General features: G+C 70.9%; 20 protein-coding genes. 9 read left to right on the top strand and 11 right to left on the bottom strand.

Translation table 11 applies throughout. The features are described from left to right. Positions 1-602 precede the first annotated feature (602 nt). Positions 603-1,418, top strand: a complete 816-nt coding sequence (locus tag ACFYZR_RS14520) for a C40 family peptidase (protein WP_391909984.1) — start codon at positions 603-605, stop codon at positions 1,416-1,418. Between the two features lie 176 nt (positions 1,419-1,594). On the opposite strand, the gene ACFYZR_RS14515 is transcribed toward ACFYZR_RS14520, so the two are convergent. Beyond that, complete coding sequence (locus tag ACFYZR_RS14515) at positions 1,595-2,965, bottom strand: hypothetical protein (RefSeq protein WP_391909982.1); 1,371 nt, start codon at positions 2,963-2,965, stop codon at positions 1,595-1,597. Positions 2,966-3,062: 97 nt separating this feature from the next. On the opposite strand from ACFYZR_RS14515, the gene ACFYZR_RS14510 reads away from it, so the two are divergent. Further along, positions 3,063-3,236, top strand: a complete 174-nt coding sequence (locus ACFYZR_RS14510) for a hypothetical protein (RefSeq protein WP_387569225.1) — start codon at positions 3,063-3,065, stop codon at positions 3,234-3,236. Here ACFYZR_RS14510 and ACFYZR_RS14505 read toward each other — a convergent pair whose 3' ends face one another. Continuing rightward, entirely contained in the window at positions 3,237-3,683 is a 447-nt protein-coding gene (locus ACFYZR_RS14505) for an ATP-binding protein (RefSeq protein WP_391909979.1), read from the bottom strand. Between the two features lie 257 nt (positions 3,684-3,940). On the opposite strand from ACFYZR_RS14505, the gene ACFYZR_RS14500 reads away from it, so the two are divergent. From ACFYZR_RS14500 to ACFYZR_RS14475, 6 genes are all read left to right on the top strand, one after another. Continuing rightward, positions 3,941-4,792: a helix-turn-helix domain-containing protein gene (locus ACFYZR_RS14500; protein ID WP_391909977.1), complete on the top strand. Its 852-nt coding sequence runs from the start codon at positions 3,941-3,943 to the stop codon at positions 4,790-4,792. A 10-nt stretch (positions 4,793-4,802) separates the two neighbouring features. Continuing rightward, on the top strand, positions 4,803-4,994 hold the full coding sequence (locus ACFYZR_RS14495; protein WP_391909975.1) for a DUF397 domain-containing protein: 192 nt from the start codon (positions 4,803-4,805) through the stop codon (positions 4,992-4,994). Next, positions 4,991-5,179, top strand: coding sequence for a DUF397 domain-containing protein (locus tag ACFYZR_RS14490; protein WP_391909973.1), 189 nt, complete (start codon positions 4,991-4,993; stop codon positions 5,177-5,179). The genes ACFYZR_RS14495 and ACFYZR_RS14490 overlap by 4 nt, the downstream gene beginning before the upstream one ends. 85 nt (positions 5,180-5,264) lie before the next feature. Beyond that, the gene (locus ACFYZR_RS14485) at positions 5,265-5,612 is read left to right on the top strand and encodes a DoxX family protein (RefSeq protein ID WP_391909971.1); all 348 of its coding nucleotides are present in this window, start codon (positions 5,265-5,267) and stop codon (positions 5,610-5,612) included. Positions 5,613-5,708: 96 nt separating this feature from the next. Then, positions 5,709-6,170 carry a hypothetical protein gene (locus ACFYZR_RS14480; protein WP_391909969.1) on the top strand — a complete coding sequence of 154 codons (462 nt, stop codon included), beginning with the start codon at positions 5,709-5,711 and terminating at the stop codon, positions 6,168-6,170. Positions 6,171-6,263: 93 nt separating this feature from the next. Further along, positions 6,264-6,770, top strand: a complete 507-nt coding sequence (locus ACFYZR_RS14475; RefSeq protein WP_391909967.1) for a DUF3515 domain-containing protein — start codon at positions 6,264-6,266, stop codon at positions 6,768-6,770. Positions 6,771-6,813: 43 nt separating this feature from the next. Here ACFYZR_RS14475 and ACFYZR_RS14470 read toward each other — a convergent pair whose 3' ends face one another. Continuing rightward, positions 6,814-7,482 (bottom strand): DUF4232 domain-containing protein, encoded by a 669-nt coding sequence (locus ACFYZR_RS14470; RefSeq protein ID WP_391909965.1) that lies wholly within the window; start codon positions 7,480-7,482, stop codon positions 6,814-6,816. Between the two features lie 229 nt (positions 7,483-7,711). Here ACFYZR_RS14470 and ACFYZR_RS14465 point away from each other — a divergent pair, with 229 nt between their 5' ends. Continuing rightward, on the top strand, positions 7,712-9,124 hold the full coding sequence (locus ACFYZR_RS14465) for a helix-turn-helix domain-containing protein (protein WP_391909963.1): 1,413 nt from the start codon (positions 7,712-7,714) through the stop codon (positions 9,122-9,124). Positions 9,125-9,128: 4 nt separating this feature from the next. Here ACFYZR_RS14465 and ACFYZR_RS14460 read toward each other — a convergent pair whose 3' ends face one another. The 8 genes from ACFYZR_RS14460 to ACFYZR_RS14425 form a co-directional block, all read right to left on the bottom strand. After that, a complete protein-coding gene (locus ACFYZR_RS14460) occupies positions 9,129-9,845 on the bottom strand; it encodes a hypothetical protein (RefSeq protein WP_391909960.1) in 717 nt (238 codons plus the stop codon). 121 nt (positions 9,846-9,966) lie between these two features. Then, on the bottom strand, positions 9,967-11,253 hold the full coding sequence (locus ACFYZR_RS14455) for a geranylgeranyl reductase family protein (protein WP_391909957.1): 1,287 nt from the start codon (positions 11,251-11,253) through the stop codon (positions 9,967-9,969). A 134-nt stretch (positions 11,254-11,387) separates the two neighbouring features. Then, positions 11,388-13,598: a hypothetical protein gene (locus tag ACFYZR_RS14450; protein WP_391909954.1), complete on the bottom strand. Its 2,211-nt coding sequence runs from the start codon at positions 13,596-13,598 to the stop codon at positions 11,388-11,390. A 178-nt stretch (positions 13,599-13,776) separates the two neighbouring features. Continuing rightward, positions 13,777-14,475: a demethylmenaquinone methyltransferase gene (locus ACFYZR_RS14445; RefSeq protein ID WP_391909951.1), complete on the bottom strand. Its 699-nt coding sequence runs from the start codon at positions 14,473-14,475 to the stop codon at positions 13,777-13,779. A 404-nt stretch (positions 14,476-14,879) separates the two neighbouring features. Then, positions 14,880-15,482, bottom strand: a complete 603-nt coding sequence (locus ACFYZR_RS14440; RefSeq protein WP_391909948.1) for a Uma2 family endonuclease — start codon at positions 15,480-15,482, stop codon at positions 14,880-14,882. Between the two features lie 100 nt (positions 15,483-15,582). Next, a complete protein-coding gene (locus ACFYZR_RS14435; RefSeq protein ID WP_391909945.1) occupies positions 15,583-16,218 on the bottom strand; it encodes a hypothetical protein in 636 nt (211 codons plus the stop codon). A 32-nt stretch (positions 16,219-16,250) separates the two neighbouring features. After that, the gene (gene mqnC, locus ACFYZR_RS14430; RefSeq protein ID WP_229358303.1) at positions 16,251-17,447 is read right to left on the bottom strand and encodes a cyclic dehypoxanthinyl futalosine synthase; all 1,197 of its coding nucleotides are present in this window, start codon (positions 17,445-17,447) and stop codon (positions 16,251-16,253) included. A gap of 81 nt (positions 17,448-17,528) precedes the next feature. Then, on the bottom strand, positions 17,529-19,214 hold the full coding sequence (locus tag ACFYZR_RS14425; protein ID WP_391909942.1) for a serine/threonine-protein kinase: 1,686 nt from the start codon (positions 19,212-19,214) through the stop codon (positions 17,529-17,531). Positions 19,215-19,287: the final 73 nt, after the last annotated feature.

The raw sequence follows: 19,287 nt of genomic DNA, 5'->3' as shown, positions 1-19,287 counted from the left end.
ATCTTCATACGCGAAGCGGTTGAGTGATCACCAGAGGTGACATTCGGGGGCTCCAGCGCTGGTGGGAGCAGGTGAGCCATTATCAAGCCATGGCGCGATAGGGCAAATTGGCATGGGGGTCGGTCAACTGATATAGGAGCGTCGCCCCCTGAGGGGGCAACGGGCGGGGCACCGCCCTCTGCGGTGGCCGGCCCGGGGTGGCCGTCGGATGCCCGACGAACGGTCACCGAACCGACACCCGCACCCCCGCCCACACCCCCGCTCGGACACCCGGTACGCGCACCTCTTCACAAGCCGCCTCGAGAGAGCGTTCAAGAGACCGGACGGACGCGCGATACGTGAGTTGCGCCACGCGGCGGGGGGTTCGGCGGCCGGATTTCATGGGTAGCCTCGACGCCCGAGCCGTAAAGGTGATAAGACGCCCGGCGGTCGTCGCCGATGGCCAAATGCCATGCTGAGGCGCTTGATCGCCCGTTCGGGCCCACCTCGCGCCGTAACCTCTCCGTGATCAAAAGGCTCGATTTCCAAGCGCGTACACGTCAACTGTGGCGCAGGTCACTTATCTTGAACTCAACCTGTGCGGACTGATAGTCCGTTGTCCCATGTCCCCGAACGCGCATATAACCAGCCACCGAAAGCACCGTCGCCCCGCGACCCAGTCCTGGGTCGTCCGCACGGGTGTGGCCGGTGGCGTCCTCAGCACGCTGGCCGTGGCCGGCACCGCGTCCGCCGCGACCGCCACCGCCGAGAAGCCGGCCGAGGCGACCCAGGAGATCCCCGCGTTCAACGCGGCCCTCTCCACCTCCATCGCGCAGAGCGCGGTCGCCACGCAGCAGGCGGCCATGGACACCCAGATCCGCGCCCAGGTGGACGAGGCCGTCGACGTCGCCAAGGCCCAGGCCAAGAAGGTCAAGGACGAGGCGGAGCGCAAGGCCGAGGCCGAGCGCAAGGCCGCCGAGGCCGAGGCCAAGCGCGCCGAGCAGGACCGCGCCTCGCGCGACAGCGACCGCTCGGACCTGGGCACGAAGTCCACCTCCGGCTCCAGCACCGGCTCCCACGCCAGCGGCAACGCCGCCACCCTGGTCTCCTTCCTGGAGGCCCAGGTCGGCAAGGCGTACATCATGGGCGCCACCGGCTCCTCCGCGTACGACTGCTCCGGCCTGGTCCAGGCCGCGTACAACCAGATCGGCATCGACCTGCCGCGCGTCTCGCAGGACCAGTCGACCGCCGGTACCCAGGTGGGCCTCGACAACCTCCAGGTCGGCGACGTCCTCTACTGGGGCTCCGCGGGCAGCGCGTACCACGTCGCCGTCTACATCGGTGGTGGCAAGTTCATCGGCGCGCAGAACCCGAGCACGGGTGTCGTCGAGCGCAGCCTGAGCTACTCCCCGCCGACGGGCGCCGTCCGCGTCATGTAGTCACGCGGGTTCGCAGACTCCAGCAGACTCCAGAAGGGCCGCCGCTCCCCCCGCTCGGGACGGCGGCCCTTCGGCGCGTCCGGGATCCGGGGACCCCAGGGATCCGGGGACCGGGTGCCCACCCCCGTTACCCTCGGGCACCCGGCCCCCGCGCCGATGGTTGGAGTCTGGGACGGTCACGGTCCGCTCGGCAAACCCCTTCGGGTGGGATCGAAACCGGGCCGCCTCGCGGCGGGGCTTGGGGTCGGGGGTTCGCAGGTGGGGGCGCCTTCGGCGGTCAGGGGAGGGTTTCGAGGTCGTGGAGCGCCTCGGCGGGGATGAGATGGCCTCTGGACTGGTCCGAGCGCAGGTGCCCACGTACCAGGCCGATCAGGTCGCCCGTTTCCACGTGGAAAGCCGGCGCCCCGACCAACCCCCGCTCGAGCTCTCCCTCGACGCGTACCCACTCGGCGGACCGCCCCTTCACTTCGAGCAGGCAGGAGTGCGGCTGGGCCAGCCCCCCCATCGCCGAACGCGTAGCCGTTGACGAGCACACGGGATCCCGGGGCGGGCCGTTGCCCCAGGGTGAACGACGGCACCGGGCCCTGCAGGGGCTCGGCCAATCGCAGGACCGCCAGCCCGAACGGGGAAGGAGAGCTCTCGATGACTTTCGCGAGGACCCGTTCACCGGCCTTCGGATACACCCTGCATGCGGCCCCGGTGGTTACGGGTGCGGCTTGCGGTACGACCACCGTGCTCGCATCGACGAGCAGTCCGCTGCTGGTCTTCCATATCCGCTTGTCGCCGTCCCCCCGATATGACTGCCTGACCAGCACCGTCAGAGAGGCGACGAACGCTTCGTCGATCGCCCACCGGTTCGATTCATTGACGTATATGTGGCGGCCGTTGAAGACGTTCTGCACTCCGGGACGCTCATGGGCGCCGACGACCAGCTCACCCCTGGGATCGGCACGCCGCTCCGCGTCGGCCAGCCTCCGTTCGAGCCGCTCGCACCGTTCCTCCGCCTGGCGATGCGCTTCGCGCGTCTCCTCCAGCTCATCCTTCAACTGCTGGATCTCGGCGAACAGTCGTGACCGATCGGCGTCGACATCGGGACCGGCCCGAAACCCTCCGAGCTGCAACTGCAGCTCCCGGACGCGGTGTTCGCGATCGCGGAGGGTGTCCTCCAGCCACCGTTCGCGCTGGGCGGCGCGGCGGGCGTCCTCGTCCGCCACGGCGAGCTGCTGCTGCAACAACTGCACCTTGTGCGTGGGGCTCTTGCCCGCCTTGAGCGCGGCGTGGTGCAGGGCACGCAGCATCTCCGTCGTCTCCGGCGTCGGCACTGTGCCACGCGTTTCCGCGACGTCGTTCAGCAAGTTGAGTGCGAATTCCCATGGCGGAAGGCGCTGTCCGCTCAGGTAACGGGAGACCGTGGACGAGTCATAGCTGCGACGGGCCGCATAGCGCCGCTCGGAGATCTCCAGCCCCGCGAAGAGATCGCGCAGCGCCTGCGCCAGCGCGCGCATCTCCGGCGAGAGCCCCTCCCCGAACGCCTGTAGTTCACTCACGCTGCCACCCGCCTGTCAGCACCGCTGCGGCTGCCGCAGCGCATCCGTCCCCATCGACCCTGAGTCGTACCACCACCGACCACGGGAAGGGGCCTCAATGGCCAACGACGGCAAGCGGGTTCATGATCTGATCGTTTTCCTAGCCGTTCTGGCAGCAGGGATCCTGCTCGTGCTGCTGGGCGTCTCGCCCGGCGCGCTGGCGACCGTCACCGCGTCCCTGTCCGGGCTGTACGCGACCTGGCGTGGCGGTGGCGGTCGCCCGACGCCGTGATCACCGTTCCCGCAGCTCGAACCACACGCGCTTGCCGACGACGTGCAGCCCGTCCCAGACGAGGTTCACGCCGAAGGCGTGCGAAAGCTTGTTCATGAGGACGAGGCCCCGGCCGCGCTCATCGCCCGCCTTCGCGGCGAGCCGGCCGTACGGGCGCCGGACCGGGTCGTCGTCCCGCACGGCGACGACCACCCGGTAGGGCCTGACGGTCACTTCGACGGACAGCGCGGACACGCGGGCGTGCTGGACGACGTTCGCGACGGCGTCCGAGACGCAGACGCACGCGTCGTCGATGAGGGCGGGGTGGCTGGTCACCTGCAACGTTCCGCGTACGAACTGGCGGGCGAGGCGGGCGGTTGTCGCCGTCGCCGGTGCGGCTAGCTCGTAGAACGTTCCGGGGTTGTAGTGGGGGCCGGTTCGTGGGTCGTTGAGCACGGTTGCGCTCATGGGGCGCCTCCCTATTCGGGTTGCCGATGCGTTTTCGCTTTCGCGCGCCGCCGTCGTCCGTGGCCCGGCCACCAGCTTTGGCCTCAACTTGCTTGCCGATGGCTGCACTTCGGACCTTCCCGGCCGCATTGCGCGGTGCGGACGAACGTAGGGCACAAAGCTGTACCGGTGCAACGCTGAGACACGAATAGGTGACAGACGGTGGACCTGTGGGATGGTGGCGCGCGAGACTCGAAGCACCGGACGGAGGGCGATCCATGCCGCCGAGAAGCAATCCGACAGCCCGCCAGGCACGGCTGGGCGCCGAGCTACGGAAGCTCCGAGAAGCGGCAGGCTTGTCCGCACGAGAGGCCGGCGCCCTGCTCGGCGGTGGGGCAGCGCAGATCAGCCATATCGAGGCCGGGCGATGGGGGGTTAGCGCTGACAGAATCCGCCAGCTCGCCTCCTACTACAAGGCGAGCAACGTCAGGCTCATCAACGAGCTGTGCGCCATGACGGACGAGCGCGTGCGCGGATGGTGGGAGCAGTACCGGGGACTCCTCACGCCGGGGTTCCTCGATGTATCGGAGCTGGAACACCACGCCCGAGCGCTCCACTTGCTGCAGATCACCTACGTCCCGGGGATCTTTCAGACCGAGGATTACGCGCGTGCGCTGTTCGGCAGCGCGATCCCCGCGTTGCCGGGAGCCCAACTCAACGCGCGCGTCGAGCATCGCACCCGCCGGCGGCAAATCTACGACCGGAAGACGCCTCCGGACACTGTGGCGATCGTGCACGAAGCCGCGCTACGCATGCGGTACGGAGGCCGAGCTGTGCAGCGAGCGCAACTGGAGTTCCTGGCGGAGGTGGCGGAGTGGCCAAGTGTGAAGCTGCTGGTGATCCCCTTCGATGCCGACGGCCTGACCGGGACAGCCCAGTCGATGTTCTACGCTCTCGGCCCCATCCCTGAGCTCGACACCGTGCAGATCGACGCTGCCTTCGGCGGTAGCTTCATCAGCGCCAACGCGCTGCTGTCCGTGTTCCGCAACATGTTCGCCACGCTGACGCAGACAGCACTAAGCGTCGACGGTTCACGGCAGTTCATCCACAAACTGATCCAGGAAACGTGAGATCAAGGCCATGAATACATCCCGCGCATGGCAGAAGTCCTCGTATTCGGGCGGGGGCCCGGACAATAGTTGCGTGGAGCTGAGACCTCTCGACGGCTCGGTGGCCATACGTGAGAGCGACGCCCCCACGGCCGTCATCGCAGCAGCCCGCGCGGAGGTGCGTGCGCTGATCACGCGCATCAAGGAAAGGCCGTTGCAGTGAGCCCAGAGCCCGCGTGGCAGCGCTCGTCCGCCTGCGGCGGAGGTGGCAACAACTGCCTGGAGGTACAGGCAATGATCGCGCTGGTACTGCTGCGCGAAAGCGACGCGCCCGGCATCGTGATCGCCACGCCCCGCGCACGGATGGCAGCGCTCATCACGCGCATCAAGGCCAACGGGCGAAGGTAACCGCTGCCTAGCAACCGGCGGTTTGAACGGACCCGGGGCGGAAAGTCAGGACATCGGACGAACTCGCCCGGGACGAGGAGCCGCCATGTCCACCGCCTACGTCGTCGTGACCGTCCTCGCCGCCGCCATGGCGGCCGTCTCCGCCGGGACGTTCATATTCCGCGCCCCGGCTATCGTGCGGTCGCTCACCGCGTACGGCGTGCCCGAAGCGTGGCTGCCCTGGCTGGGGGCGGCCAAGGCCGCAGGGGCCGTGGGCCTGCTGGTAGGGCTGGCCGTGCCGGCGATCGGCGTGCTGGCCGGGGTCGGGCTGGTGCTGTACTTCGCCGGGGCCGTCGTCACCGTGGTCCGGGCGCGCTCGTACGCGCACGTGCCCATGCCGCTGCTGTACGCGGCGCCCGTGGTCGCATCCCTGGTGCTGCGGGCGAACGCCTGACGACCGACCGGGGATTGTCAGTGGTGTCACTTACCGTGGAGGCATGACCACACGGGGACCGTTCGACGCGCGGCACCCTGTCGAAGGGGAGGAATCATGGGGACGCGCCTGAGAGAGACCGCCAGTGAAGTGGCCGTCTTACTGTGGCGTGAGCACGTCGTGTACCGCGAGCGGGGCGGGGGCGTGGTCATCCGGGGCGAGCACGTGCGGCGGTGGATCAGCATGGCCCCGAGCGGCGGCCGGGACGAGATTCTGCTGCGAGCCGGACGAATACTCGACGGGGGCACGACCGCCCCCGCCCGTTCGGAGGCTGTCGCGAGCCTCAGCGCGGGCACGAACGAACTCGCCGCGATATGCCGGCGCCTCCTCGCCGAGGCCGCCACCGAGGCGGCTCCGCCCACGCGCTCCGCGCGGCACGCGCCGTCCCGGCGGGTCGGGAAGCGGAACCGACGGATCCGACAAGGTCGGCGCACAGGCCTCGGCTCGTGGGTGGTCATCGTGTGCGTGATCGGCCTCGTCGCCCTGTACGCGTATAACGCCGCTGTGGCGCACCGATAGCCCACAGCGGAATCCCGCCCCCACTTGGCTATCCAGGTTGAGGAAGGCGCTGCCTCGCCGGGGCGGTCGGGCGTCCTCCCTATCCTCGGCTAAGTGAAATCTCGACGTGGCCTTTTAACGGCTCTGCCTGCTGTCGCAGCCATACTCGCTTCCGTCGGCTGCTCGGCTGATGACGAAGCGACGAACTCCCTGCCGGCTCCAACGCCCTCCGGGCGGCAGAGCGAGCGCTGTCATGCGCTGCGCAGAGAGCTTCCCGGAAGCTTGGACGACAGGAAGCGCACCAGCGACCCCAAGGGCTCGGACTTCATGGCCGCCTGGGGCAAACCGGCGATCGTCCTGCGTTGTGGGGTGCAGCGGCCCCTCGTCCTGACGCCGGGGTACAAGCGCTACAACCCCTATGCGCCTACGGTCGAGATCAACGGTGTGGAGTGGATGCCTGAAGAGCAGCCGGACGGCAGCGTCCGTTGTACGACATCGAAGCGCGAAGCGTGGGTGGAAGTGACTCTGCCCAAGTCGTACGCGGAGAACGGCGGTCAGTTCGGCGTGCTCGCCGACCTGTCCGGTGCGGTGGCCAAGAGCATCCCGTTCGGAATCGTCTGAGCGCTACGGAGTCAGTAGCTCCGGGCGCTCGCGACGTGCGCGTTCACCACTTGATGGCGTCCTGAAGGTCCGACTGCCAGTAGGTGACGGCGGCCGAGTCGTCGATGTGCGTGTCCTTGGGGAGGGCGAGGTGGGCCGGGGTGCCCGTGGAGTCGTTGCCCGAGCGGCCGGAGAAGTAGACCGTCAGGTCGTGGGCGGTGCGGCCGTGGGCGCCGCTGCCGTCGGCGGACGAGAGGCGGATACCCGCGTAGGCGGACTGCCCCGGCTCCAGCATGACGACGGACTGCGGCACGCTCTCCCGCATGGCCTGGATGGCGGCCTGGGCGTCGTCGAAGATCAGGGCGGGGGAGCTGTACGCGGCGCAGCGCTTGCCGCTGGTGTTGGTGACGGTGAGGGCCAGGTGGTTGATGGGGCGGCTGATGGCGTTGACCGTCACCTTGGAGTTGGCGGCCGAGCAGGCGACGATGCGGTCGGCGGCCTTGCCCTTGTTGGCAGCCGGAGTGGTGGCGGCGGGCTTGGCAGCCGGGGTGCCCGGACGGGCCGCGCTGCCGGAACCGGGGGTCGCGGTCGAGGACGCGAGCTCCTTGGCGGCGGAGGTGGCGGGCGCGGGGCTGACCTGGTTCGAGGCGACACTCTGGCCCTGGCAAGCGGTGAGGGTGACGACGGCGGCGGCCACGAAGGCGGCGGCGGTGATACGGCCGGCGGTGGGCATGAGTGTCTCCTGTGCGAATGGACGCGGGTGCGGTGTGGTGAGTCGAGGGCGAGATCCGGCGGCCGACCGAAGGGCGGTCCGCTCGTCGCCCTCACAGCCTGCGGCGCCCGGCGAGTCGACCGCAATGGCGTTCGAACCATCCGGGAAAATGGAATGGTCGAACGCGTTCTGACCTGGGGAAATGCCATTCCCCTGGAACGCGGTCCTGGGATGGGGAGGGGCACGGCCGATGGCCGAGGAGACCGAGGAATTCGCCGAACTGCTCCGTGAGCTCAAGGCCCGCTCCGGGCAGAGCTACGCGGGACTGGCCAAGCGGCTGCACATGAGCACGTCGACGGTTCACCGCTACTGCAACGGGGACGCCGTGCCGGCGGAGTACGCCCCCGTGGAACGTTTCGCCAGGGTGTGCGGGGCGAAGCCCGAGGAGCTCGTCGAGCTCCACCGCCATTGGATTCTCGCGGATGCGGCCCGCCGCCGGAAGGCGGCGACGAGCCGGGCGGTGGCGGCCCCGGCGGCCACCGCCGAAGGCACGGCCGAGGGCGCGGCCGAGGCCGACGCCTCCCCGGTACCGGGCGCGCCCGCGCAAGGCGCCGCCGCCACGGCCGTTTCGTCGGCGACTACCGGCACGTCGTCGGGTGGTGCCCACCCGTCCCGCCCTGCGGGACGATTGCCCACCACCAGGCTCGCCCTCCTCGGGGCCGCCGTCGTGGCCATCGCCGCCACCTCGGCCGTCATGGTGGGTTACGCGGCCTCCCCGGACCGTGGCAGCGGCGTCCACCACGACGACGCCCGCCGTCCCGGACAGGCGTACTCCCCCGCCGCGCCCGGCCGGGCGAGCACACCGAAGCCGCTCACCGCATCGCCCCCTTCGGCCTTGCCCCTGCCCCCCTCCCCCTCCCTCTCCGGCAGCACCGCCGCCCCTGCGCCGGGGATACCGAGCGAGGCCCCCACCCCCAGCACCGGGCCCAAAAAGCCGGACGGAGGCGGCGGTGGCGGCTCCGCCGCCGGCATCCCCCTCACCGTCGCCACCCGCCCGTACGTCTGGCAGGACCACTGCGACCAGTACTACCTGACGGACCGGCAGCCGGCGTTCATGCCCCCGCCCCCGGAGGAGCAGGACGCGCCCGGCTGGGCGGCCAACCTGCGGGCCGTGGCGGGTGGCCGGACGGACGTCGAGCTCTCCGTACAGGGCAAGGGCCGTGAGGCCGTCGTGCTGCACGCCCTGCGGGTCCGGGTCGTCGAGCGGTCGGCGCCGCTCTCCTGGACCGCGTACGCGATGGGCAGCGGCTGCGGCGGCGGTCTCACGCCCGCCTTCCACGACGTCGACCTCGACGCCGGGCAGCCGCAGGCCCGGGCGAAGGGCGGGATGCAGGGCGACATCGCGATCCCGGCCACCGACTTCCCCTACAAGGTCAGCTCGACCGACCCCCAGGTGCTCAAGGTGACCGCGCACACCAAGGGCCATGACGTCAGCTGGTACCTGGAGCTGGAGTGGAGCAGCGGGGACCGGCACGGCACCGTCCGCGTCGACGACCACGGGCGCCCGTTCCGGACCAGTGCCATCAAGGACCGTCCGCAGTACTTCTACTGGCTGGGGAAGAACGTCTGGTCGCCGGTGGAGGGCGAGAACCGCTCCGAGTGAGAGCTCACGGGCAGTTCAGGGGCTGATTCCCGCTGTCGACCGTACACACGTCCGTGCCGTCGCCACCGTCCACCTCGCCCTGGTTGACGTGGACGTGGAGGGTGTCGTCCCCGTCGTCGCCGTGCACCTTGCCCGTGGGGGCCACGGTGCCGTTGATGTCGATGAAGTCGTTCCCGTCGACGCCTTCCACGAGGCCGCGGATGGTGACGGCGCCGTCGGCGAGGATGACGTCCGCGCCCCGCGCGCCGCGGATGCGGCTGGCTTCGCCGGTCGTGGCGGTCTTGAAGAGGAGGATCAGGTCGTCGTCCTGGCCGCCGCGGACCGTGCCGAGGACCGCGCCCCTGAGGTCGATCTCGTCCCTCCCGGCCTGGCCGTCGATGACGCCCTTCTCCGTCAGCCGGGCGCCCTCCGCGAGGACGATGTGGTCCGCGCCGTCGCCACCGAGAACGGTGCCGGACACCTCCCCGTTGAGAGTGATCGTGTCGGCGCCGCCCTTGGCGTCGACGGTTGCGCCCACGTCCAGGCCGGTGCAGACGATGACGTCGTCCCCGTCGGTACCGGTGATCTCGGGGCCCGGCGCGGGCGTGCCGTTGACGGTGCAGGAGGTCGCGGCCCGGGCGGGCGTCGCGAGGAAGGCGACGGGGAGGAGGAGAGCCGCCGCCGTGACGGCGGCGACCTGGGCGGCTCGAGCGGCTCGGCGAAGGCGGTTCGTACGCGTCATGGCGAGCACATCCCCCTCACAACGGGATTCCGGCTCTCCCCCATTACCTTCCGTCGAGCCGACTCGCCGAAACGGCGCGAAAGCCCCACGAAAGGATGAACCGCTGTGAGCGGGAAGGCTCCTACGACCTCGGGGCCACCTTGCTCAGGCCGTTGATGATGCGGTCCATCGCGTCGCCGCCCGTCGGGTCGGTCAGGTTCGCCAGCATCTTCAGCGTGAACTTCATCAGCAGCGGATGCGTCAGGCCGCGCTCCGTCGCCATCTTCATGACCTTCGGGTTGCCGATGAGCTTCACGAAGGCCCGGCCGAGCGTGTAGTAGCCGCCGTAAGTGTCCTTGAGGACCTTCGGGTAGCGCTGGAGGGCCAGTTCCCGCTGCGCGTACGAGGCACGGGCGTGCGCCTGGACGATGACGTCGGCGACGATCTGGCCCGACTCCATGGCGTAGGCGATGCCCTCGCCGTTGAAGGGGTTGACCAGGCCGCCCGCGTCGCCGACGAGCAGCAGGCCACGGGTGTAGTGCGGCTGGCGGTTGAAGGCCATGGGGAGGGCGGCGCCGCGGATGGGGCCGGTCATGTTCTCGGGGGTGTAACCCCACTCCTCGGGCATCGAGGCGCACCACGCCTTGAGCACCTCGCGCCAGTCCAGCTCCTTGAAGGAGTCGGAGGTGTTGAGGACGCCGAGGCCGACGTTGCTCGTGCCGTCGCCCATGCCGAAGATCCAGCCGTAGCCGGGCAGCAGCCGGTCCGGGCCGGGACCGCGGCGGTCCCAGAGCTCCAGCCAGGACTCCAGGTAGTCGTCGTCGTGGCGCGGGGAGGTGAAGTACGTGCGGACGGCGACGCCCATCGGGCGGTCCTCGCGGCGGTGGAGGCCCATGGCCAGCGAGAGTCGGGAGGAGTTGCCGTCGGCGGCGACGACCAGCGGGGCGTGGAAGGTGACCGGGGTCTTCTCCTCGCCCAGCTTCGCCTCGACGCCGGTGATGCGGCCCGTGCGGTCGTCGATGACGGGCGCGCCGACGTTGCAGCGCTCGTACAGCCGGGCGCCGGCCTTGACGGCCTGCCGGGCGAGCTGCTCGTCGAAGTCGTCGCGCTTGCGGACCAGTCCGTAGTCCGGGAAGGACGCCAGCTCCGGCCAGTCGAGTTCGAGGCGGACGCCGCCGCCGATGATGCGGAGGCCCTTGTTGCGCAGCCAGCCCGCTTCCTCGGAGATGTCGATGCCCATCGCCACGAGCTGCTTGGTGGCGCGCGGGGTGAGGCCGTCGCCGCACACCTTCTCGCGCGGGAAGGCCGTCTTCTCCAGGAGGAGGACGTCGAGGCCGGCCTTGGCCAGGTAGTACGCGGTCGTGGAGCCGGCCGGGCCCGCCCCGACGACGATCACATCAGCGCTGTGTTCGGTAGGGGTCTCGGTCACGGCGGCTCTCCCGTTCGGCAAAGGGGATTCGGCAAGGGACGGTCACTGCCGGGTCGAGTCTATGAGCCGGGCGGGTACGGACGGTCGCGAGGTCCGCCGTTACCCACCCGGCTCTACGGTTTCGGTACGACGGATCAGCTCGCGTTGTACGGACCGACCCACCAGAAGCGCAGCGCTGTGTCGAAGATCTGCCGCGCCTCGGGGTAGAAGCGCTCGCGCTCGGAGAACATGACGGCGTATTCGGTGCCGGACTCGTCCACGTACGCCTGGTTCATCGCCCGCATGACCTCGCCGTTCTTCTCCTTCCAGGTCCACTCCCAGAGGGCGCCGGGGCGGCCGAGGAAGGTGTTGCGGGTCATCGTGACCCGCGTGTAGCCGTCCTGCTGGGAGACGTTCTTCTCCAGCTCCTGGAAGTGGTCGTACGAGGACTTCCCCTCGCTCGGCACGATGCCGATCCGCAGCTGGCCCGGGCCGGTGGGGCCGTGGTAGTCGATCTGGTCGCCGCCCTTGGTGTAGCGGCGCCAGTACTCGGGGACCGCGAGGGAGAAGCCCTCGGGGGAGGTCATCCGGATGTAGCCCTTCGGGGGCTCGCCCGTCGGGGGCTTGGGCTTGGCGCCGGGGTCCGGCGTCGCGGGGGTGGGGGCGGAGGGCCCGGTCGTGGGGACGGAGGGCTCGTCCGATGCCGAAGTCGACGGCGGCGACGTGGGTGACGACGGGGACTCCGGGGACGACACGGTCGGCGGCTGTGCCTTGTCGTCGGCCTTTCCGCTGCCGCTGTCGTTGCCCACCAGCATCACGCCCGCCGTCACGGCACCGCCGACCAGGAAGGCCGCCAGACCGGTGGCCGCCCACAGGAACGGGCTGCGCGCGGAGCCCGCGCGAGGGGGGACGGGTGCGGGGGCGACGGGTACGGGGGCGGGTGCGGCGTACGCCAGGGGCACGGGAGCCGTCGGGGGCTCCGGGGGCACGGTGGGCTGCGCGACGGGCGCCACGGGCGGAGCAGGCGTCACTGGCGGAGCAGGCGTCACGGGTGGAGCAGACGGAACGGGCGGGGCGGGCGGGGCCGTAGGCGGCTTGGCCGGTACGGGCGGCTGCGCGGGCACCGGGGGCCGGTCCGGCGCGGGCGGCACCACGGCCGCAGCCACACCCACCACACCCACACCGCTCGTCCCCTGGCGCCCCAGCACTCCTGCCAGCAGCACCGCGCCCGCCGTCCACAGCAAGCCGAACAGCAACAACTCCCCGGCGTTCGTGCCGACCGACGCCTCCATGCCCCGCAGGCGCCCCGAGAAGGGAGAAGAAGAACCGGAGGCCATCCGCATGTCGCCGCCGGAGACGAACGACAGCAGCCACACCGCCGCCAGGAAGAACGCCCCGGACAGCACCTGCTCCACCCGGTCCGCCGAGCGCCGCGCCGCCAGGACGGCGAGGATCACCGCGCACACCACGCCCAGCGCCACGGCGCCGGCCTGGGCCCAGCCGCCCGCCAGTTCACCTATCTCGGAGAGGCCGAGGGTGCCGCCCACATGGCGGCTGTGCTCGGTGGACGAACCCTCGACGCCCGCGCCCCAGGAGGCGCCGAGCGCCATCAGACCGAGGTTGACCAGCACCGGGAGCGAACCGACGACGGTCCAGCCGCCCACCTCGTCCTGGTGCGTGGCGAGGACGACGAACACGACCAGCGCGCAGAGCGCCACCGACAGCCCGAGGGCGCGCAGGGCGGTGCCCCACGCCCGTATGACCACCTGTGCGCCGGCGCCCAGGCGCTCGACGAGCCTGTCGCGGCACAGCATCGCGCCGCTCACCGCGCCCGCCAGCGCGCACGAGAACAGCGCCGCGAGACCGGGCGAGGTGGAGACCGACAGCTGCTCGGCGTCCGGCTGCCCGCACAGGGCGAGCACCAGCACCGCCGCCCCGCACAGCAGCGCGACGCGCACGGCGGCCTCGGCCACCCCGCCCGCCCCGTTCGTCACTCCGGTCACGCGCCGCAGCCGGGCCGTGCCCAGAGCCACCGCTCCGGCCCACAGAATCGTGACCGTCAGCGGCCATATGGAGAGATAACCGCTGCCGCGCAGGAACATCGACATCAGGGTGTCGCCACCCCGCAGCTCCACGTCCAGGGTGCCGCCGAGGCCCTGGACCAGCAGGGCGAGGACGACCTGGAAGCGGTCGGACCAGTCGCCGAGGCGCACGCGGTCGAACTCGTCCGAGGACGGCAGCGAGATCACGACCGCGAGGACGAGGAGCAGGGCGGACGGCCACGCTGCCGCCCTCGCCGCCCCCGCCCAGTCCCCGGCGACCGTACGGCGCAGGAACAGCGCACCGCGCGAGGGCGGGGCGCTCAAGGGTGGCGGGGGATACGACGGCGGGGGTGGCGCGGTCGGCACAGTGCCTCCGGGGCTCGGGAAGGGTCATGGGCAGGGCGGTCAAGATCGTATCGATCTTGACCGCCCTGCCCATGACAATCGCCCTCGGTCCGGCCGCCCACCCGTCGGTACGGCCGCCCCTCCGTACGGCCGCCCGTCAGTCCTGCGGCTTGAACCCCCGGTGCAGCGCGACGACGCCGCCCGTCAGATCGCGCCACGCCACCTTCGACCAGCCGGCCTTCTGGAGCCGCGCGGCGAGCGCGGGCTGGTCGGGCCACTCGCGGATCGACTCGGCGAGGTAGACGTACGCGTCGGGGTTGCTGCACACCGTCCGGGCGATCGGCGGCAGGGCGCGCATCAGGTACTCGCTGTAGACCGTGCGGAACGGCGCCCAGGTGGGCTGGCTGAACTCGCAGATCACCACGCGCCCGCCCGGCTTGGTCACACGCAGCAGCTCGCTCAGCGCGGTGTCGGTCTCCTGGACGTTGCGCAGCCCGAAGGAGATGGTCACGGCGTCGAAGACGCCGTCCGCGAAGGGCAGCTTCGTGGCGTCGCCGGCGGTCAGCGGCAGCCAGGGGTTGCGCTTCTTGCCCTCGCGCAGCATGCCGAGCGAGAAGTCGCACGGGACGACGTAGGCGCCGTCCATGGCGAACGGGAGCGAGGACGTGCCCGTACCGGCGGCGAGGTCGAGAACCTTCTGCCCCGGGCGGGCGTCGACGGCCCGTGCCACGGCCTTGCGCCAGATCCGGGCCTGACCGAGCGAGATGACGTCGTTGGTCAGGTCGTACTTCGCCGCCACGTCGTCGAACATCGCGGCGACTTCGTGCGGCTGCTTGTCCAGGGATGCTCGGGTCACGGACCCATTCTTCACCACGGGCCCGAGGGACCTCGGGCGGGGACGGCAGGACCTTGGACGGGATCTTGGACAAGGCCTTGGACAGGACCTTGGACGGGGACGGCCGCCCCGGGAAGGACCGGCCGTCTCGCGGTGCCGATTGCGCTCGCTCCTGTGGGCCCGCCCCGAGAACGTCCGGTCCCCCCACCCGCGGCCCCCTCGGCAACGGGTTTCCTACCGGTCGTGCGCGTTCTCGCGGCCTGTCATCCGACGACTGGGCCCGTCACACCTTCGCACCGCGGGACGACCGAAGCGGCCGTCCCCGCGATCACCATCCTGCCGGGCGGAAGCGGTACGGACGGCTCCTCTTGATGCCGCCCTGACGTGCGGGGATGTGGTCCTTACGGATCACTGACGGGTGGCGGTCAGAGTTCGACGAGGGTCGCCAGGTCGATGGTGACGGGGAACGGGACGTCGGTTTCCAGCTTGCCGCGGTGCACGGGGTGCAGAGGTGCCGGGATGTAGGCACGCTTCCCGACAGGAAGCCAGAACTCGTGCACCTCGGGCAGTCCGTCATCACCCCGCTCCACGCGCCAGTAGTACTGGACACCAGCCGCCGCGTACATGGCCGGCTTACGGACCCGGTCGTCCTGGCGTGAGCCCGGAGAGACGACCTCGATGAGGAGGACAGCTTTCTCGACCGGGACGTACTCCGCATCGAGGAGGTCGAAGCCCTGCTTCTCGAAGACGACAACGTCAGGAACGGGGGGGTTGTATTCGTCGACCAGAACGCACTGTTCAGCGAGAACGGCGTAAGGCTCGGTGCGGCAGTCCTCAAGATGCCGTTCAAGAGAAGACCTCACCTTGTTGTGCCACGGCACAGCCCTACCCCGAACCACGACCACTCCGTCCACAAGTTCCCAGTCGAAGGGCAGTTCCAAGTCCTTCACCTGGTCGAACGTCCACCCCTCTGCAGGCGGGAACATCCAGTTCTCAGGAGTGGCCTTCTCCAGCCGTTCTGCGATCATCACTGCTCCCATAGACGCGAGTGTGGACGCGGGTGCGGATCGCGGTCCCATATACGACGGTAGCGTCACCCGAAGTAATGAACGGGCTCCCTCGCCGCCCTCAGCGGCGCCGGTGGACCAGGCGTCCCGCCAGGACCGTGGCGACGCACGTGCCCGCGCCGCGCTCCAGCAGCGCCGCCTCGTCCGGTACGTCGAAGACGGCGAGGTCGGCGCGGCCGCCGACGGTCAGAGGGGACGCGACGGCGTCCGCCAGCGCCGTCACCCCGCGCAGGGGGTCGAGGTCCGGTTCGCCCGGCGTGGCGACGGGCAGCACCCGCAGGCCGGAGCGGGCGATGGCCGTCGAGAGCGGCAGGCTGTCGAACGCCCCCGCCACCGCCGTCGTGCCGTGGCGCAGCATCTGCTGAAGACCCCGGCGGAAGCTGCCGGACCAGCGGGTGTCGTCCATGGCCAGCGCGGCCAGCCGGTCGCCGGTCAGGGGCCGCTCGCCCAGCTCGGCGTGCTCGCGCGGGTCCGGGTGGTAGGCGCCGGTCAGCAGGGCGGCCGCCCGCCGCTGCACGAGCCCCGGCACGATCACCCCCGGCCAGCGCCGCACCCGCGCCCGCGGGTACGCCGCCGTGAGCTCCTCGTACGGGCCGAGCGCCGCGACCGTGTCGCCGTCGACGACCACCGCCCCGCCCGGCACGGGGGCCGTGCCGGGGACGGCGATCAGCAGGTCGGCCGCGTGCAGCGTCAGCAAGGGATCAGCCCGTCAGCTCGCCTCAGCTCGTCTCAGCTCGCCTCGACGATCTTCAGCTCGGGGTGGGCCGTGCCGCCCTCGATCGCGGTCGAGGACAGGTGGGAGACGACGCGGTCGTCGACCGGGTCGTTCGCCGGGTCGTCGTGGACGAGCAGGTGCTCGTACGTCGTGGCGCGCTGCGCCGGGACGCGGCCCGCCTTGCGGATGAGGTCGATGATCTCCATCCGGTTGGAGCGGTGCTTGGCGCCGGCCGAGGAGACCACGTTCTCCTCCAGCATGATCGAGCCGAGGTCGTCCGCGCCGTAGTGCAGCGACAGCTGGCCGACCTCCTTGCCCGTGGTCAGCCACGAGCCCTGGATGTGGGCGACGTTGTCGAGGAAGAGCCGCGCGATGGCGATCATGCGCAGGTACTCGAAGAGGGTCGCCTGCGTCCGGCCCTTCAGGTGGTTGTTCTCGGGCTGGTAGGTGTACGGGATGAAGGCGCGGAAGCCGCCCGTGCGGTCCTGGACGTCACGGATCATGCGCAGGTGCTCGATCCGCTCGGCGTTGGTCTCGCCGGTGCCCATCAGCATGGTGGAGGTCGACTCGACGCCCATGGTGTGGGCGATCTCCATGATCTCCAGCCAGCGCTCGCCCGACTCCTTCAGCGGCGCGATGGCCTTGCGCGGCCGCTCCGGCAGCAGCTCGGCGCCGGCACCCGCGAAGGAGTCCAGGCCGGCGGCGTGGATGCGGCGGATGGCCTCCTCGACGCTCACGCCGGAGATCCGCGACATGTGATCCACCTCGGACGCGCCGAGGGAGTGGATGACGAGCTGCGGGAACTCCTTCTTGATCGCCGCGAAGTGCTCCTCGTAGTACTCCACGCCGTAGTCCGGGTGGTGGCCGCCCTGGAACATGATCTGGGTGCCGCCCAGCTCGACCGTCTCCGCGCAGCGGCGCAGGATGTCGTCCATCGGGCGCGTCCAGACCTTCTCGCTCTTGGGAGGGGCGTAGAAGGCGCAGAACTTGCACGCCGTGACACAGGCGTTGGTGTAGTTGATGTTGCGCTCGATGATGTACGTCGCGATGTGCTCGATGCCCGCGTAGCGCTTGCGGCGCGCGGCGTCGGCGGCCGCGCCGAGGGCGTGCAGCGGAGCGGAGCGGTAGAGCTCGAGCGCCTCCTCCGGGGTGATCCGGCCGCCGGCTGCGGCGCGGTCGAGGACGGACTGAAGGTCGGCGTTCTCGGTCACCGGGCGTCCCTTCGGAGGGGGTATGCGAATACTGGGTCAGAGCCTACGCGAGGGGCTTCTACGGGCCCGATACCGGGCCGGTCAGCCACGGCTCTTCGTCAACGTCGCCCTGATCTTGCCGCCCCTCACGTCGCCGGAGGTGAAGCCGAGGGTGCCGTCCGGTTCGAAGGTGTACGTCACGTTCGCGGTCTGGCCCGTGCAGCCGGGCCCGGCGGTGCCGTCGGTGCTCTCCTCCAGGGTGATCCTCCCGGTGGTGGCCGAGGTCAGTCTCGCCTTGCTGTGGCACTGGATGACGCCGAGCACGTCGTAGGTCGTACGGACGGCGTAGGGGGCCTTGGGGTCGGCGGTGATGACGCTGGTCATGGTGCCGTTGGGGGTGCCGTCGGACTGGACGACCTGGCCGGTCCACGTGCCGGCGAAGTCCGTGAGGACGGTGGACGACGGTGCGGCGGCGCTCGCGCTCGCGCCCGCGCTCGCGGCCGGGGGTGCGGGTTTGCCCGCCTCGGCGCGGCCGCCGGCGGTGCCTGTGCCTGTGCCCGTGCCGGGCAGCAGGCCGAAGGCGAACAGGGCCGTGGTCGTGGCTACGGCCAGGGCGGCGGCGACCGTCAGGGCGAGGGTGCGGCTCAGTTTCCGCTTCTGCTTCCGCTTGCCGCCGACGGCCACGGCGGCTTTGGCGGGCGCGGTCGGCGCGTGGGCGAGGTCTTGCCCCTGTCCCGCCCTTTCACCGTTTCTTTCGGGGGCTCCGCCCCCGGGCCCCCGCTCCTCAAACGCCGGAGGGGCTGGAATCGGGCCCCGCCCCCGGGCCTGGTCCTCAAACGCCGGAGGGGCTGGATTGTTCGCCGGAGGGGCTGGGGCTTCCGCCCCCTGAACCTCCAGATCCAGTAGCTCCACCGCCTGCCTGCTCACCCGTTCCACCAGCGGGCCCGGCAGCCAGCCCGGGCCGATGAGGGCCGACGCGCCCGCCGGGCCGGCGAGGCGGCGGGACAGCTCCCCCGGGGTCGGCCGGGCCGCCGGGTCCTTGGCCAGGCAGGCCCGTACCAGCTCCCGCAGCTCGCCCGTCAGGGCCGGGCCCAGCACCGGCTCCTCGTGGACGACCTTGTAGAGGAGAGCGGCCGAGTGGCCGCCGGTGAAGGGCGGCTCGCCCGTGGCCGCGTAGGTGAGGACCGCGCCCAGGGAGAAGACGTCGGCGGCGCCCGTGACGTCCTCGCCCACGATCTGCTCGGGGGCCATATAGCCGGGCGAGCCGATGGAGACGCCGGTCGCGGTCAGGGACGCGGTGCCGTCCGTGGCGCGGGCGATGCCGAAGTCGATCAGGCGGGGGCCGTCGAGGGCGAGCAGCACGTTGGAGGGCTTGACGTCCCGGTGGACCAGGCCCAGCCCGTGCACCGCCGCCAGCGCCTCCGCCAGGCCCGCCCCGACCGCCCGGACCGCCGGCTCCGGCAGCGGGCCCACATCGGCGACGGCCCCGGTCAGCGAGGGCCCGGCGACATAGCCGGTGGCCACCCACGGAACGGCGGCGTCCGGATCGGCGTCGAGCACGGGCGCCGTCCACGCGCCCCCGACTTTCCGGGCGGATTCCACTTCTCGCCGGAAACGCGCCCGGAATTGCGCGTCCAGGGCGAAATGCGGGTGCACGGCCTTGACGGCGACGGTACGGCCGCCGGCGCTGCGCCCCAGATACACCCGGCCCATCCCGCCCGCCCCGAGTCGCCCCAGCAGCCGATACGCGCCCATGACCTGCGGGTCTTCCTCCGACAGCCGTTGCATCGGGACCTTTGCCTCCCCCTTGAGCGGGCCCTGCGACCCCGATTTTCAGCCTATGACTCAATTCACGGGACGT

The sequence above is a fragment of the Streptomyces sp. NPDC001678 genome, assembly GCF_042892945.1.
Taxonomy (GTDB): domain Bacteria; phylum Actinomycetota; class Actinomycetes; order Streptomycetales; family Streptomycetaceae; genus Streptomyces.
The sequence above is the reverse complement of the archived record's forward strand: the minus strand, read 5'-3'. Positions and strand labels throughout refer to the sequence as shown.